A 15525-nucleotide genomic window follows, 5' to 3' on the forward strand; every position below is an offset into this window, starting at 1 on the left:
TTTTACTCTCTTATCAACGAATCGATAATACTGCCACCAAGGCAGACTTCACCATCATAAAAGACCGCTGATTGGCCAGGTGTAACCGCGGCAACAGGCTCATCGAAAATGACTTTTATTCTATCATCGCTTTCATAGGTCAATGTGCAGGCAACATCTTGCTGACGGTAGCGGGTTTTAACGGTGATTTTAGCGCCATCAGCTGGCCCTTTTCTGTCGACCCAGTGCAGTTGGTCGGCATAAAAGCCGATCGACATTAGGCGCGGGTGTTGACCACCTTGCCCGACAACTAAGACATTACGCTGTAAATCTTTGTCGACGACATACCAAGGATCGTCGTTACTGTTCTTCATGCCACCAATGCCCAGACCTTTGCGTTGGCCTAAGGTGTGGTACATCAGTCCTTGGTGTTCGCCAATGACTTCACCTTCTGCGGTTTCGATTTTACCCGGTTGGGCTGGCAGGAAGGTTTGCAGAAAATCGGTAAATTTGCGCTCACCGATAAAACAGATGCCGGTACTGTCTTTCTTGTCGTGAGTGATAAGCCCCATCTCTTTGGCGATGTCGCGAACTTCACTTTTTTGCAACTCGCCGACAGGAAACAGCGAACGAGCGACTTGCTCATGGCTGAGTGTGTAAAGAAAATAACTTTGGTCTTTATTGCTATCAACCCCACGCAGCATCTGGCTTTGACCCGATGCGTCGCTACGTCGTACATAGTGCCCCATAGCGATATAATCGGCATCTAAGATTTCGTCAGCGAACTCAAGAAACGCTTTAAATTTGATCTCTTTGTTGCACATGATATCGGGATTAGGAGTACGTCCAGCTTTATATTCAGCTAAAAAGTACTCAAAAACATTGTCCCAATATTCGGCTGCAAAGTTAACGGTATGCAGGGTGATCCCCAATTTGTCACAGACAGCCTGAGCATCTTTTAAATCGTCAGCGGCAGCACAATACTCATCGGTATCGTCTTCTTCCCAGTTTTTCATAAACAGGCCTTCCACTTGGTAGCCCTGTTTCATCAGCAAATATGCTGAAACAGATGAATCAACACCACCAGACATGCCGACGATGACTTTTTTTCCGTTTGGATTGGGTTCGATTAATGCCATAGATCCTAAAAACCGTTTAAAAATAATGTTGCTACGGCACCCTTAGTAAGTGACTAACACTTACATTAAATGGCTAATCTCCTCGACTCAATTGTCTTGGATTTTAGCGACCTAAATTGCCGTAATATGCGGGGGCGTATTCTATCATGCATTATGCGTTGGAGCTAACTACAGAAACTGACAATTAACAATTTCTGCAGAAAATTGTTTTCCAGATAAGTGGTCATCGATGCAATGCAGTACCAATGGACTCCGTAGCTGCGGCGCTAAGACTTTTATTTCTGCATAACTTAACCATAGGGCCTGGTTAATCGCCTTGTCTTGTGGTTTAGGTATGGGGCAACTTTCAAGCTCGCAAAAATAGGTGAATCTCAAAAATGCCTGTTCGCTAGATGCCTGAAACTGATAGATGCCAAGCAGGCTCTGCGGTGTCAGTTCAATACCGGTTTCTTCCAGTACTTCGCGTTGACATGCATCAATCAGCGATTCGTTTGGCTCTAAATGACCGGCGGGTTGATTGTATTGCAGTTGGTCATCAATCAACTCTTCGACCATTAAATATTTATCCTGTGATTTAATCACACAGGCTACAGTGACGTTGGGTTTATAACGTTCCATTTAATCCCCTTTAAATCGGTCAGCAATCATTTGCGCTGAGCTAAGGCTCAATGACGCGATATTCGCCGTTGGCGATATCGTCTAGGCTCCATTGACCTATTTTATAACGAATCAATCTTAATGTTGGGTAGCCCACATGAGCGGTCATGCGTCGTACTTGTCGGTTACGCCCCTCACAAATCTCTATGGCTAGCCAAGTAGTTGGGATGTTGGCACGCTCTCGGATAGGGGGGTGTCTTGGCCAAACCGCAGGGGCATTCATAACATTGACCTTCGCAGGTAGGGTTGGCCCATCTTTAAGTTTGATACCTTGGCGTAAGGCGTTAAGCGCCTCAAGTGTCGGCTCACCTTCAACTTGTACCCAATAGGTTTTAAAGGTCTTCTTTTTAGGCTCAGTAATCCGCGACTGAAGCTGACCGTCGTTAGTTAACAGCAGTAATCCTTCGCTGTCTCGGTCTAATCTTCCGGCGGCGTAAACCTCTTTAATAGGGATAAAATCTTTTAATGTTTGGCGCCCTTGTTCATCGGTAAATTGGCACAGCACATCAAATGGTTTGTTAAACAGAACTATCAGCGGCTTTTCTGCACGCGGCTTTTGTGGTTTTCTGCCACCCTTATGCCGTAAGGCTTGGCTGGCGGAAGACTTGGGCTTCTGCCTAGCGATAGGAGAAGCATGAGTAGACTTGGCTCGGTGGGATGAATTCACGAATAAAACTTCTGGCTTAGTGTATTCCAATCATGACATTGTACGTGGCATTCGCCCTTAGTGGAATTTGAATATTACTGCGAATGATTTATGATGTCGGCCATCAAATGTGATCGATAACAAAACCTTTGTGGGTTTTGAGATGTAAAACGCAGGTGCCGCAATGCAGTAAATTGGCGGTAATGCCACAAGGCAAGCCCTGCTACAAAGCTTGATGGCTGATGCCATTAGCGACAAAACTATTATAAAAATTAAAATAATCTTTCGATTTATTAACGCTTTATTTTACAATTACGTAGGACACAAAATGAACGACAATCCAACGATTATCTATACCGAAACGGATGAAGCTCCGGCCCTAGCAACGCTCTCTTTACTGCCAATTATCGAAAGTTTTACTGCGGCAGCAGGTGTGGGGGTTGAAACTCGCGATATCTCTTTATCTGGTCGTGTAATCGCTAATTTCCCTGACTACCTAACGCCAGAGCAACAGATCTCTGATGCATTAAGTGAGTTAGGTGAATTAGCAACAACGCCTGAAGCTAACATCATTAAGCTACCTAATATCAGTGCCTCAATTCCACAGCTAAAAGCGTGTATTAAAGAGTTACAAGCTAAAGGCTACGCACTACCTAATTATCCTGATGAACCACAGAATGACACAGAGCGTGATGTACAAGCACGTTACGACAAGATCAAAGGTAGTGCGGTAAACCCTGTATTACGTGAAGGTAACTCAGATCGTCGTGCCCCGGGTTCAGTTAAAAATTATGCCAAGAAAAATCCCCATTCAATGGGTGCGTGGGCAAGTGACTCTAAGTCACACGTTGCGCACATGGATGCAGATGACTTTTATGGTAGCGAGCAGTCGGTAACGCTAGAGAAAGCGACCTCTGTCGATATCATACTCGAATCTAGCACTGGTGAAACGCAGAGACTTAAAACAGGTTTAGCGCTGCAAGTGGGCGAAGTGATTGATGCGTCAACCATGAGCCAAAAAGCGTTAGTGGCTTACATGGAAAAAGAGATCCAAGCAGCTAAAGCCGAAGATGTTCTGCTCTCTTTGCACCTTAAAGCCACTATGATGAAGGTCTCAGATCCAATCTTGTTTGGTCATGCCGTAAAAGTCTACTATAAAGACCTTTTCGCCAAGTATGGCGAGTTGTTTGCTGAATTAGGTGTGGATGTTAACAATGGTTTTGGTGATGTTTATGCCAAAATCGCAACACTTCCAACAACAAAGCAAGCCGAAATTGAAGCGGACATTGCAACTATTTATGCTGAGCGTCCTGCATTAGCTATGGTTGACTCAGACCGCGGTATTACCAACTTACATGTACCAAGTGATGTGATCATTGATGCCTCTATGCCAGCTGCGATTCGCTCTTCTGGTCAGATGTGGGGACCTGATGGCAAGCTGAAAGATACCAAGGCGCTGATTCCAGATCGCTGCTATGCCGGCGTTTATCAAGAAACCATTCAGTTCTGCAAAGAGCACGGTGCGTTCAACCCAACAACAATGGGCAGCGTGCCTAACGTTGGTTTGATGGCGCAAAAAGCTGAAGAGTACGGTAGTCACGACAAGACTTTTGAAATCGCTACAGATGGTGTTGTTTCTGTTAAAGACAGCGATGGCAACGTTTTGCTATCTCATGCGGTTGCTGCAGGTGATATTTGGAGAATGTGTCAGGTTAAAGACGCACCCATTCGCGACTGGGTTAAACTGGCCGTTAATCGTTCACGCCTTTCATCAACACCAGCTGTGTTCTGGTTAGACGCTGCACGTGCACACGATGCGCAACTTATTACCAAAGTGAATCAGTACTTGCTTGAGCATGACACTGATGGACTTGAACTGCATATCATGTCTCCAGTTGAAGCAACGCGTTTCACATTAAAACGTACCAAAGAGGGGCTAGATACCATCTCTGTGACGGGTAACGTATTGCGTGATTATCTCACCGATCTGTTTCCAATTTTAGAGTTGGGCACCAGTGCTAAAATGCTGTCTATTGTACCGCTAATGAATGGTGGTGGATTATTTGAAACTGGTGCGGGTGGTAGTGCGCCAAAGCATGTGCAACAAGTCGAGAAAGAGGGTCACCTTCGTTGGGGTTCACTCGGTGAGTTTTTAGCATTAGGGGCTTCGTTAGAGCATCTAAGCCAAAACTACAATAACCCTAAAGCACAGGTGTTGGCTGATACGCTAGACCTTGCTATTGGTCAGTTCCTTGATGAGAACCGTTCTCCATCACGCCGTGTGGGTGAACTGGATAATCGTGGCAGCCATTTCTATCTTGCTATGTTCTGGGCACAAGCACTTGCAGCGCAAGACAGTGATGCGGCATTAAAAGCACACTTCGCTCCAGTAGCAAAAGCTTTGAGCGACAATGAAGTACAAATTGTTGCAGAGCTTAATGATGCACAAGGTGAAGCGGTCGATTTAGGTGGCTATTACCGTTTAGATGCAGCTAAAGCCGTTGCAGCAATGCGTCCAAGCGCGACGCTTAATGCAATATTTTGCTAATTAGCGCTAATGTTTAAAAAGGAGCCTAGTGCTCCTTTTTTGTTGCTAAAATTTGCTGGTAAAGTCGCTGTATGACGATAGGTAACTTATAGGTACTCAGAGCCGATGGCTAAAAGGCCTAATATCTGGTTGGTATCGTTATTTTCGGTTCTGAATTCATTGGCGTTAGAGCAATAAAAAAGGCAGGGATAACCCTGCCTTTTTTTAACTTTCACCAACTATTTTGTTGGCGAAATCGCTGACGCGTGCATACCTTTTGGCCCCTGTTCGACCTCGAATTGGACTGGTTGGCCTGCTTTTAGAGTTCGATAGCCTTCCATTTCGATGGTAGAATAGTGTGCGAAAACGTCTTCACCACCAGCTTCAGGGCAGATAAACCCGAATCCTTTGGCGTTGTTGAACCATTTAACAGTTCCGTTTGCCATACTTCCACTTCCTTCTGTTGTTTACTGACCAGTAAGATAGTAAAACTAATGATGCGGGGATAATTCACCGCTCGACAAACAGAATGAAACCAGTGAAAGCGTATGTCAAGAGTAATTTAACAAAGAGGCAACATTTGGCTAAAAAACTAAGAACAATTGGTTTTATTGGTCCGATGACTGTTATGTTTAGTTGTAGTGAAGATCAACATTTGGTAGAAGCCAAAACTAGAGGCTAATATTTAAAGATGGGTAAAGCAGGAAATATTGAACATATTGAAGAACGCGTTGAATCAGAAATTGCTCCGCCTTCAATGTATAAAGTGATTCTCAACAATGATGATTATACCCCGATGGATTTTGTTATTGAGGTATTACAACTCTTTTTTAAAAAGAATGAGCAAGAAGCAACAGACATCATGTTGGCAATACATCATCAAGGTAAGGGAATATGCGGTGTTTTTCCTTTTGGTATTGCCGAGACTAAGGTGGCTCAGGTAAATCAGTTTGCAAGACAAAACCAACATCCGTTACTGTGTTCATTAGAGAAAGCCTGAATCTCGAAGTTGTGTGATTAATTTAGGGGGTGCTTATGCTAAATAAAGATCTTGAGGTCACTTTGAATCTGGCATTTCAACAAGCCAGAGACGCGCGCCATGAGTACATGACTGTAGAGCATCTGCTACTGGCTTTGATTGATAATCCCGCTGCACAAGAGGCGCTGGTCGCCTGTGGAGCGAATCTTGATAAACTTAGGGAAGAGGTTGCTAATTTTATTGAGCAAACTACGCCGATCATTGCAGATCCTGAAGATGAGCGAGAAACTCAGCCCACGTTAGGTTTCCAACGCGTTCTGCAGCGCGCTGTATTCCATGTTCAGTCATCGGGGCGGAATGAAGTAACTGGTGCAAATGTGCTGGTGGCAATCTTCAGTGAACAAGAGTCTCAAGCGGTTTACTTGCTGAGAAATGGTGAGATAACACGTTTAGATGTAGTTAATTTTATCTCGCACGGTGTGGGCAGGGATGAGATTGATAATCCTCAAGAGCAGGAGCAAATTGAGGATCAGAGTGAAACTGAAGAGCGCAGCAAATTATCTCAGTTCACCGCTAATTTGAACGAAGAAGCGCGCAAGGGGAATATCGATCCGCTGATCGGTCGCAGCGATGAAATTGAACGTTCTATTCAAATCTTGTGTCGCCGTCGCAAGAATAACCCATTACTTGTCGGTGAAGCTGGTGTTGGTAAGACGGCGATAGCGGAAGGTTTAGCCTATCGCATCGTAAATGAAGAAGTACCTGAAGTGATGCTGGCCGCGACGGTCTATTCTTTAGACTTGGGTGCATTATTGGCTGGTACCAAATATCGTGGTGATTTCGAAAAACGTTTTAAGAGCTTATTGCGTGAACTTGCCCAAGATGAACATGCCATTTTATTTATCGATGAAATCCACACCATTATTGGTGCTGGGGCTGCATCGGGGGGGGTCATGGATGCCTCTAATCTCCTGAAGCCACTATTATCGAGTGGTAACTTACGCTGCATGGGTTCTACCACATTCCAAGAGTATCAAAGTATTTTTGAGAAGGACCGTGCGTTAGCTCGTCGTTTCCAAAAGGTCGATATCAATGAGCCATCGGTGGCTGAAACCACCAAGATTCTTCAAGGGCTCAAGTCCAAGTATGAAGAGCATCATGGAGTGCGGTATACCTTGGCAGCACTGAGCGTCGCGGCACGTTTATCGGATAAACATATTAATGATAGACACTTACCCGATAAAGCCATTGATGTTATTGATGAAGCGGGGGCACGCATGGCGATGCAACCTGCAAGTAAGCGTAAGAAAACTATCGGTCAGGGTGAAATAGAAGCCATTATCGCTAAAATGGCTCGCATTCCTGAAAAATCCGTATCTGCTACTGATAAAGATATGCTTAAGAATTTAGAGCGTAATCTGAAGATGGTCGTCTTTGGTCAAGATAAAGCCATTGAAGCCTTGAGCTCGGCGATACGGCTATCTCGTAGTGGATTGAGCGGTGAAGGTAAGCCTGTGGGGAGTTTCTTATTTGCCGGACCTACTGGTGTTGGTAAAACAGAAGTGACTAGTCAGCTTGCCGTGTGCTTAGGGCTTAACTTGGTGCGCTTTGATATGTCTGAATACATGGAAAGCCATACGGTGTCACGTTTGATTGGCGCACCGCCAGGTTATGTGGGTTACGATCAAGGTGGATTGTTAACTGATGCAGTGATTAAGAATCCTCATTGTGTCGTGCTCCTCGATGAAATTGAGAAAGCGCATCCCGATGTCTATAACTTGCTGTTGCAGGTGATGGATCACGGTACCTTGACCGATAACAATGGCCGCAAAGCTGATTTCAGGCATGTGACCTTGGTGATGACGACCAATGCTGGCGTGCAGGAAACCGTGCGTAAATCAATTGGCTTTAAGCAACAAGATCATAGCCAAGATGCGTTGTCTGAAATTAACCGTGTCTTCTCGCCAGAATTCAGAAATCGCCTGGATGAGATTATCTGGTTTAATCACTTAGATATGACTGTTATTGCTAAGGTCGTAGATAAGTTCTTGGTTGAGTTACAGGCACAGCTTGATGACAAAGCCGTTGTATTAGAAGTCAGTGACGAAGCTAGAACTTTATTAGCAGAAAAAGGCTATGACAAGGCGATGGGGGCACGACCAATGTCTAGAGTGGTCACTGAATTAATTAAGCGACCATTGGCAGATGAGATATTGTTTGGCCGATTAGAGAAAGGTGGGGTGGCTCATGTCGATATCGATGGCCAAGAGATTGTCATCAATATTGAACAACCTGAAAAAGTCACTTAACCGGTTTTAAGTTGATAAAAAAGGCTGCAATTGCAGCCTTTTTTTTATGGCAAATCTCATCTGTTCTTATCTTAAGCCTTGGATGATTTCACTTCATCACACAAGACTTTAAGGCACTAGGTTTAGCCAATAAAAAAAACCGGCAATGCCGGTTTTTTATAATATCGTTAGCTAACTTTAGCGTGAACGGAAGACGATGCGCCCTTTGCTCAAATCATAAGGGGTCAGCTGAACTGTGACCTTGTCACCCGTAAGAATACGGATGTAGTTTTTACGCATTTTGCCTGAGATATGGGCGATTACTACATGTCCATTCTCTAGCTCTACTCGAAACATTGTATTTGGCAAGGTCTCAAGAATAGTGCCTTGCATCTCAATGTTGTCTTCTTTCGCCATTAATCAGTTATCCTGTTAGCCTTCAAATATTAAATCGGGCGTATCATGCCGTAAATTACGCCCGCTGTAAAGGGGAGCTTAGTTTTCCTCTTAAATAATTCCATGTGGATCATCGCTTTTACAATACACTTAGTTGCCATCCTTTGCTGGTAAGGATCTCATTGGGCTGGTACGACTTTTTGTAATTCATTTTCCGTGAATCATCAATTTGATAGCCCAAATAGAGATAGTTTTTTCCCATCAGCTTAGCTAAACGACATTGCAGTAGGATCATTAACGACCCTAAAGAGCGTTTGTCTTCACTGGGGGCAAAAAAACTGTAGATGGCCGAGAGACTGTTAGGCAGTTGATCTGTCACTGCAACGCCTATAAGCCGTCCTTGTACACGTAACTCAATTAAAAGCGGCTGATGCCAACTGCATTGAATAAATTGCTCGTACTGCTCTTTGGATGCGGGATACATAGGGCCATCATAGTGTCGCTCATTGATGTACTGTTCATACAATTGATATTGCTCTGGAGTGCTCTGAGCAACAATGGCGAAGGAGATATCTCGGTTATTCTTCAAATTACGCTTTTGTCTACGTGATGGTTGGAACTGTTTAACCGGAACACGTATTGGCAAGCACGCCTGACACGCAGGGCAGTGAGGTTTATATATCATCTGCCCGCTACGACGAAATCCCAGTGCTAATAAGCGCTCGAATAGATCTACGTCTAGAGTTTCTTCCTGTAAAACTAGTAACTGTTCCAGTTGGTTTGCAAGATAACTACAAGGGAAGGCATTGGTCATCCCGACTTGGATAGTGTCTGAATTAGAGCTCAAGATAAACCTCAGTGGGATGCCAAGTATCGCTAGCGACTTCAATATCTCTAAAGCGCTTTAATAGATTAATGAAGTCTGATCGTTTGAGCGACTTAGCACCTAAAGATGCGAGGTGGGGATTCATTACCTGGGCATCAATTAATCGAAAATTATGGGCCAGTAGGTGTTGATGTAGCATTACCATGGCCGCCTTTGATGCATTGGTTTGCCGGTGAAACATAGATTCACCACAAAAAACTTGGCCAATAGCAATGCCATATAACCCACCAATAAGCCGGTTTTGATCCCAGACCTCTATTGAATGGGCTCTTTTCTGTCGGTGCAGTACCTTGTAAGCTTGCTGGATTTCGCTTGTTATCCAAGTGCCTTCCTGTCCGTCTCGAGTGGTTGCACAGTGCTCTATGACACGATCGAAGGCCTGGTTAACACTAAAACGCCAATTTACTTTTTTTAGATGACGTTTCAGACTCCTGCTTATGTTCATTGAGCCCGGAACGAATACCGCACGAGGGTCTGGTGACCACCAAAGGATGGGGTCATTTTCATTGAACCATGGAAAAATGCCATCATAATAGGCGCTGAGTAAGCGTTTAGGGTGAAGGTCACCACCGATAGCCAATAAACCATTTGGATCGGTCAGTGCAAATTCTGGCGATGGAAACTGAGCCAGCTCATGATTTAAATAGGACAGTGAGTTCACAATTGAGTAAAATTAGTAAATGGCCTCTTTATAAGTTAGCGGAAAATGCCCCATGTTGAAACCTAGATTGTCTTTCTTTAGCTATGTTCGCTTAGTTTTTATCAGTTTCTTCTTAGCGGGGAGTAGCAATGTGTCATCGGCACCCTATGAGCGTGATCAGGCGGTACCCGTCGAAAAGGTTGTATATGGTCATGTTGTGTCTGTGCGTAACATCACACAGCAGCAGTTGGTAGAGGACCGTAATCGGGGGTGGAAGACATTTGGTGGAGCCCTCGTGGGTGGGGTGATTGGTCATCAGTTTGGTGGTGGTACAGGCCAAGATGTCGCAACAGTGCTGGGGGCACTGCTTGGTGCTGGTGCTGCTAACCGCTACAGCAGTGATTACTATGAGCAGCTCCTCTTAGTCGAGATGATGATTAAGTTCGAAGATGGCGAACAAGTGATGGTTATCCAAGATCGCGATCCTGGGATGATATTTAATGTTGATGATGAGGTGAGGGTGGTTTACCTGCCAGGAAGAGTCAGGGTCGACATCGCTATGTAATAAAAAAGGCGCTTTAAGCGCCTTTTTTATTTGAACTGTCATGCTTATTTAAAAACCGCGAGGTAACTGATCTTTACCTGCTAGCTTAGCACGCCATAGTTCTTTGGGTGTCATACCATTACCTGATGAGGCGGTTGTTGCCTCCTTCTTATCAGCCTTTGGCTTTGCAGCTTTTTTAGGTGCAGCTTTAGGTTGCTCTGATTTGGCTGTTGCTGCTGGGGCGTCGCCACCTAATTCAGCAAGCATAGTTTCTAGATCGCTAAAACGAAGCGACTTACCACCATCGATTTTATACCAGCTTCCTTTCTGCTCGATCGTCACGCTTTTGCCTTGTGCCTGACTCAGGGCAGACTCTAGCGCGTTGATCACCTCTTCTTTGGTCAACTTAGACATAGTATTAACCTATTTCTTTTAATGTGTAATTGAAGGTTTCGGCTAATTTTATAGGTTAAACTGTCAAAAAGTCCAATTTTCACAGAAATTCAACGTATTTCTATGAACTGGAACCCATATATGGCTAGACTAAACACGTATATTTACTGTTAATATTGATAAAAATATTCTCATTTAGCCCGTCAATTGCCAATTTATAAGTGATTGGGACTAGGTGAATTTGGTTAGGAGCACCAATGACACGTTCAGAATTAACCCAATATCTAACGCAATTTTTACATGTTTCAGATTACAAAGACTATGCGCCGAATGGCTTACAGGTTGAGGGATGCAACGAGATTGCCACCATAGTGACAGGGGTAACAGCATGCCAAGCGTTAATCGATCGTGCGGTAGCGCTGAATGCCGATGCGTTATTGGTACATCACGGCTTTTTTTGGAAAGGTGAAAGTGAAGTGATCACTGGCATGAAGCATCGGCGAATCAAGGCGCTCATTAATCATGATATCAATTTGTATGGTTATCATTTGCCGCTCGATGGGCACCCTATGCTGGGCAATAATGCTGAGCTTGCCAGAGAGTTGGCTATTATTGATGCAGAGTCTATCGAGGGCGTTGCGCAAGGTTTAGTGTGGCAAGGGCGTTTGGATGTGCCAATGTCCGTCACGGCTTTTCAAACTAAATTAAATCATGTGCTTGGGCGTGAAGCGTTACATCTGGGTGACACTAATAAGCCGATTCAGCATTTAGCTTGGTGTAGCGGCGGTGCGCAGGATTATATCGATATTGCAGTGGATCTCGGTGTCGATGCCTTTATCAGCGGTGAAGTGTCAGAAAGAACCTTCCACAGTGCAGTCGAGCAAGATATTCACTATTTTGCTGCGGGGCATCATGCGACAGAGCGGTTTGGTATTAAGGCGTTGGGAGAGCATTTGGCGCAGAAATTTGAGCTAACCCATCACTTTGTGGATATTGATAATCCAGTTTAAGCGGTGCATGGCTCAATATGAAAACATGAACCAACATTAAGTGCTGTTTATCGCCTTACTGTGGTCACAATTACGCCGTGTGAATATAAGTTAGTAATAAAAAAGGCCGCTAAGCGGCCTTTTTATGGGTTGCAGTTAATTGATGTTACTTAACACGCATACCTGGCTGAGCGCCTTCATGGGGCTCTAGAATCCACAAATCTTTCTTTCCGGGGCCAGCGGCAAGCACCATCCCTTCAGATAGGCCAAAACGCATCTTGCGTGGCGCAAGGTTAGCAACCATAACAGTGAGCTTACCTTCTAGATCTTCAGGTGCATAGGCTGACTTAATGCCAGCAAAGACCTGTTTGGTTTCGCCACCTAAATCCAGCTGAAGTTTAAGGAGCTTGTTGGCTTCTGGTACATGCTCAGCTTTAGCAATTCTTGCAATACGTAGATCAAGCTTCGCGAAATCATCGAAACTTATCTCTTCGCTGATTGGGTCAAGATCCAGTTGGCTTTTTGGTGCTTCTGTGACTTGTAAGTTTTCGGTTGAAGCGTCGATAATTGCTTCAATACTCTTCATTTCAACACGTTGCATCAAGGCCTTGAAGGTGGCTATTTCATGTCCTGCGAGGTCGCGACCTAAGTCTTCCCAAGTCAACGATAGCTGCAAGAAGGCTTCCACATCTTTGGCAAGCTGAGGCAGTACAGGCTTAAGGTAGGTCATCAGGATACGGAACAGGTTGATCGCATTACTGCATACCTGATGGGCTTCACCTTGCTTGTCGTCTTGCTTAATTAGTTGCCATGGCGCTGCATCGGCAACATAAGCGTTGGCCAGATCGGCTAAGGCCATGATTTCACGCATCGCCTTACCAAATTCTCGAGTTTCATAAAATTCGGCAATCGCCGCTTCTTTAGCCAAGAAGGTGTTAGTCAGAGAGGTATTTTCAATTTTGGCTAGCTTACCGTCAAAACGTTTACCGATGAAACCTGCCGTGCGTGAGGCTAAGTTAACCAGTTTACCGACAAGATCTGAATTAACGCGTTGAGCAAAATCTTCAAGGTTAAGGTCAAGGTCATCAATGCGGCTGCTAAGTTTAGCGGCATAGTAATAACGCAGGTACTCAGGGTTTAAATTATCTAAGTAGGTGCGAGCCTTAATAAAGGTACCTTTAGACTTAGACATTTTCGCACCATTAACGGTGACATAACCGTGGGCATACACGCTATTGGGTTTACGGAATCCCGCACCTTCTAGCATCGCTGGCCAGAATAGGCTGTGGAAGTAGACGATATCTTTACCGATGAAGTGATACACCTCTGCGGTAGAGTCTTTTGCCCAGAAATCGTCGAAATTGAGATCGTCACGTCGGTCACAAAGGTTTTTAAATGACCCCATGTAGCCGATAGGTGCGTCTAGCCATACATAGAAGAACTTCCCAGGAGCATCGGGGATCTCAAACCCAAAATAGGGAGCATCACGTGTTATGTCCCATTGCTGCAAGCCCTGTTCAAACCACTCACCAAGTTTGTTGGCCATCTCTTGCTGCAATGAACCGGAACGGGTCCACGCTTTAAGCATCTCTTCAAAGGCCGGAAGGTCAAAGAAAAAGTGCTCAGTGTCTTTCATGACCGGTGTCGCGCCAGATACCGCTGACTTAGGGTCGATAAGCTCCGTAGGGCTGTAGGTTGCACCACAGCTATCGCAGTTATCACCATATTGGTCGACAGATTTACACTTAGGGCAGGTGCCTTTGACAAAACGATCGGGCAGGAACATCGACTTTTCTGGATCGAAAAGCTGAGAGATCGTCTTTGATTTTATGTAGCCACCGTCACGTAATTTTAGGTAAATTTCGCTAGCTAACACACGGTTTTCTTCGCTGTGTGTGCTGTGAAAGTTATCAAACTCAATGTTAAAGTCGGCGAAATCCTGTTGATGCTCTTTTTGCACCTGAGCAATCATCTCTTCTGGCTCAATACCAAGTTGCTGTGCCTTCAACATGATTGGAGTGCCGTGGGCATCATCGGCACAGATATAGCGACATTCGTGGCCACGAAGCTTTTGGAAGCGAGCCCAAATATCAGTTTGAATATACTCTAGCATGTGACCTAAATGGATCGGTCCATTTGCGTATGGAAGTGCGCTGGTCACGAGAATTTTACGTTGTGAAGTTGCCATCTTGTCTCAAAATCAGTAAGTGCCCAAAAAGAATGGCATAGATACTAACCGATCATAGTGAAAGTTTCATCAAAAGCTGCGTTAACTGGACTAAAACTACCCGAATATTATGAGATTTTCTGATACACTTAGCCAAATTATTTATAGGGGGTAGTCGTTTTGTCTTCAGCTTCTTCGCAATATCATCTCAGTGATGAACTTCTTCAGCCAGTTTTGGCTATTTTGGATGCGTATCAAGATCCATATTTATTACAAGGTTTAGTGACCGCGGGTTGTGTCACTAAGCTCGATATTGAAGGCAAGCGCCTGCAACTCGGTCTGTGTTATCCCTACCCCTGCCAGAGCCTTTATCGCGACACAGTTATGGCTATCACCAATAAGCTGGCCGTTCTTGATGCTATTGATGAAGTTGAGTGTGAAATTGATTTTCAGCCTGCGGTGATCTCCGCAGGTGCCGTCGACCCCCTCCCAAATGTAAAGCAAGTGATAGCGGTTGCCTCGGGCAAAGGTGGCGTGGGTAAATCGACCACCTCGGTTAACCTTGCGTTAGCCCTTGCCGCAGAAGGTGCCAAAGTGGGTATTTTAGATGCTGACATATACGGCCCATCGATGCCGATTATGTTGGGTGTCCCCGATTTCAATCCAGTGTCGCCAGATGGCAAAATGATGACCGCTGCGACGGCTCATGGTATTGCGGCTCAATCAATAGGATTTATGTTGGGTGGCGATGAAGCGGCCGTATGGCGTGGCCCGATGGCAGCTGGGGCATTGGCTCAGCTGCTTAATGAAACCCTTTGGCCTGAACTCGATTACTTGGTGATTGATATGCCACCAGGAACCGGTGATATTCAGTTAACCTTGTCGCAAAAAGTGCCAGTCAGTGGCGCAGTGATTGTGACCACGCCTCAAGATATCGCATTGGCCGATGCGAAAAAAGGGGTAAGCATGTTCCAGAAAGTTAATATTCCGGTACTGGGAATTGTTGAGAACATGAGCTTCCATCTTTGCAGTGAATGCGGTCATAAAGAACATCTTTTTGGTGAAGATGGCGGCGTAAAAATGGCACAACGATATGGCGTACCGCTGCTTGGTCAGTTGCCGTTAAAGCTAAATATTCGTGAGGATGTAGATAAAGGTATTCCAACAGTCGTTGCCGACAGTGAAGGCGATGTGGCCAATATCTATAAAGAGATCGCTAGACGGGTTGGTGCGCAGCTAGCACTGACTCAGACACAGAGTGTCGTTTCAATTTCAATTTCAGATGATGAGTAAGG

15 protein-coding genes are annotated in these 15525 nt (G+C 44.9%); 6 read left to right on the top strand and 9 right to left on the bottom strand.

From position 1 onward, the window contains the following. Positions 1-2: 2 nt before the first annotated feature. The 3 genes from mnmA to L876_RS21985 form a co-directional block, all read right to left on the bottom strand. A complete protein-coding gene (gene mnmA / locus L876_RS0116485; RefSeq protein WP_028764800.1) occupies positions 3-1118 on the bottom strand; it encodes a tRNA 2-thiouridine(34) synthase MnmA in 1116 nt (371 codons plus the stop codon). 168 nt (positions 1119-1286) lie between these two features. Then, the gene (locus tag L876_RS0116490; RefSeq protein ID WP_028764801.1) at positions 1287-1736 is read right to left on the bottom strand and encodes an NUDIX hydrolase; all 450 of its coding nucleotides are present in this window, start codon (positions 1734-1736) and stop codon (positions 1287-1289) included. Between the two features lie 40 nt (positions 1737-1776). Further along, the gene (locus L876_RS21985) at positions 1777-2442 is read right to left on the bottom strand and encodes a pseudouridine synthase (protein ID WP_211237669.1); all 666 of its coding nucleotides are present in this window, start codon (positions 2440-2442) and stop codon (positions 1777-1779) included. A gap of 307 nt (positions 2443-2749) precedes the next feature. Between L876_RS21985 and L876_RS0116500 the strand changes: the two genes are divergently transcribed. Continuing rightward, positions 2750-4969, top strand: coding sequence for an NADP-dependent isocitrate dehydrogenase (locus tag L876_RS0116500; protein WP_028764802.1), 2220 nt, complete (start codon positions 2750-2752; stop codon positions 4967-4969). Positions 4970-5187: 218 nt separating this feature from the next. Here the strand turns inward: L876_RS0116500 and cspD are convergent, their stop codons facing one another. After that, positions 5188-5394 (bottom strand): cold shock domain-containing protein CspD, encoded by a 207-nt coding sequence (gene cspD / locus L876_RS0116505; RefSeq protein ID WP_028764803.1) that lies wholly within the window; start codon positions 5392-5394, stop codon positions 5188-5190. 245 nt (positions 5395-5639) lie between these two features. Between cspD and clpS the strand changes: the two genes are divergently transcribed. Next, a complete protein-coding gene (gene clpS, locus L876_RS0116510) occupies positions 5640-5948 on the top strand; it encodes an ATP-dependent Clp protease adapter ClpS (protein ID WP_028764804.1) in 309 nt (102 codons plus the stop codon). 35 nt (positions 5949-5983) lie between these two features. Further along, positions 5984-8236 carry an ATP-dependent Clp protease ATP-binding subunit ClpA gene (gene clpA / locus L876_RS0116515; protein WP_028764805.1) on the top strand — a complete coding sequence of 751 codons (2253 nt, stop codon included), beginning with the start codon at positions 5984-5986 and terminating at the stop codon, positions 8234-8236. 177 nt (positions 8237-8413) lie between these two features. Here clpA and infA read toward each other — a convergent pair whose 3' ends face one another. From infA to aat, 3 genes are all read right to left on the bottom strand, one after another. Continuing rightward, positions 8414-8632, bottom strand: a complete 219-nt coding sequence (gene infA, locus L876_RS0116520) for a translation initiation factor IF-1 (RefSeq protein WP_011865366.1) — start codon at positions 8630-8632, stop codon at positions 8414-8416. 118 nt (positions 8633-8750) lie between these two features. Further along, complete coding sequence (locus tag L876_RS0116525; RefSeq protein WP_028764806.1) at positions 8751-9458, bottom strand: arginyltransferase; 708 nt, start codon at positions 9456-9458, stop codon at positions 8751-8753. Beyond that, positions 9448-10158 carry a leucyl/phenylalanyl-tRNA--protein transferase gene (aat, locus tag L876_RS0116530; RefSeq protein ID WP_028764807.1) on the bottom strand — a complete coding sequence of 237 codons (711 nt, stop codon included), beginning with the start codon at positions 10156-10158 and terminating at the stop codon, positions 9448-9450. The genes L876_RS0116525 and aat overlap by 11 nt, the downstream gene beginning before the upstream one ends. A 52-nt stretch (positions 10159-10210) precedes the next feature. Between aat and L876_RS0116535 the strand changes: the two genes are divergently transcribed. Then, entirely contained in the window at positions 10211-10702 is a 492-nt protein-coding gene (locus L876_RS0116535; protein ID WP_028764808.1) for an outer membrane lipoprotein, read from the top strand. 48 nt (positions 10703-10750) lie between these two features. On the opposite strand, the gene L876_RS0116540 is transcribed toward L876_RS0116535, so the two are convergent. Further along, positions 10751-11095, bottom strand: coding sequence for a hypothetical protein (locus tag L876_RS0116540; protein WP_028764809.1), 345 nt, complete (start codon positions 11093-11095; stop codon positions 10751-10753). Between the two features lie 236 nt (positions 11096-11331). On the opposite strand from L876_RS0116540, the gene L876_RS0116545 reads away from it, so the two are divergent. Further along, on the top strand, positions 11332-12084 hold the full coding sequence (locus L876_RS0116545; RefSeq protein ID WP_028764810.1) for a Nif3-like dinuclear metal center hexameric protein: 753 nt from the start codon (positions 11332-11334) through the stop codon (positions 12082-12084). A 145-nt stretch (positions 12085-12229) separates the two neighbouring features. On the opposite strand, the gene metG is transcribed toward L876_RS0116545, so the two are convergent. Next, entirely contained in the window at positions 12230-14251 is a 2022-nt protein-coding gene (gene metG, locus L876_RS0116550; protein ID WP_028764811.1) for a methionine--tRNA ligase, read from the bottom strand. Between the two features lie 159 nt (positions 14252-14410). On the opposite strand from metG, the gene apbC reads away from it, so the two are divergent. Beyond that, positions 14411-15523 carry an iron-sulfur cluster carrier protein ApbC gene (apbC, locus tag L876_RS0116555; RefSeq protein WP_028764812.1) on the top strand — a complete coding sequence of 371 codons (1113 nt, stop codon included), beginning with the start codon at positions 14411-14413 and terminating at the stop codon, positions 15521-15523. The last annotated feature ends 2 nt before the right edge of the window (positions 15524-15525 follow it).

The organism is Shewanella colwelliana ATCC 39565, assembly GCF_000518705.1.
GTDB lineage: Bacteria > Pseudomonadota > Gammaproteobacteria > Enterobacterales > Shewanellaceae > Shewanella > Shewanella colwelliana.

Coding starts and splice junctions, on each gene's coding strand:
- mnmA (WP_028764800.1), bottom strand. CDS start 1,118: ATGGCATTAATCGAACCCAATCCAAACGGAAAAAAAGTCATCGTCGGC.
- L876_RS0116490 (WP_028764801.1), bottom strand. CDS start 1,736: ATGGAACGTTATAAACCCAACGTCACTGTAGCCTGTGTGATTAAATCA.
- L876_RS0116500 (WP_028764802.1), top strand. CDS start 2,750: ATGAACGACAATCCAACGATTATCTATACCGAAACGGATGAAGCTCCG.
- cspD (WP_028764803.1), bottom strand. CDS start 5,394: ATGGCAAACGGAACTGTTAAATGGTTCAACAACGCCAAAGGATTCGGG.
- clpS (WP_028764804.1), top strand. CDS start 5,640: ATGGGTAAAGCAGGAAATATTGAACATATTGAAGAACGCGTTGAATCA.
- clpA (WP_028764805.1), top strand. CDS start 5,984: ATGCTAAATAAAGATCTTGAGGTCACTTTGAATCTGGCATTTCAACAA.
- infA (WP_011865366.1), bottom strand. CDS start 8,632: ATGGCGAAAGAAGACAACATTGAGATGCAAGGCACTATTCTTGAGACC.
- L876_RS0116535 (WP_028764808.1), top strand. CDS start 10,211: ATGTTGAAACCTAGATTGTCTTTCTTTAGCTATGTTCGCTTAGTTTTT.
- L876_RS0116540 (WP_028764809.1), bottom strand. CDS start 11,095: ATGTCTAAGTTGACCAAAGAAGAGGTGATCAACGCGCTAGAGTCTGCC.
- L876_RS0116545 (WP_028764810.1), top strand. CDS start 11,332: ATGACACGTTCAGAATTAACCCAATATCTAACGCAATTTTTACATGTT.
- metG (WP_028764811.1), bottom strand. CDS start 14,251: ATGGCAACTTCACAACGTAAAATTCTCGTGACCAGCGCACTTCCATAC.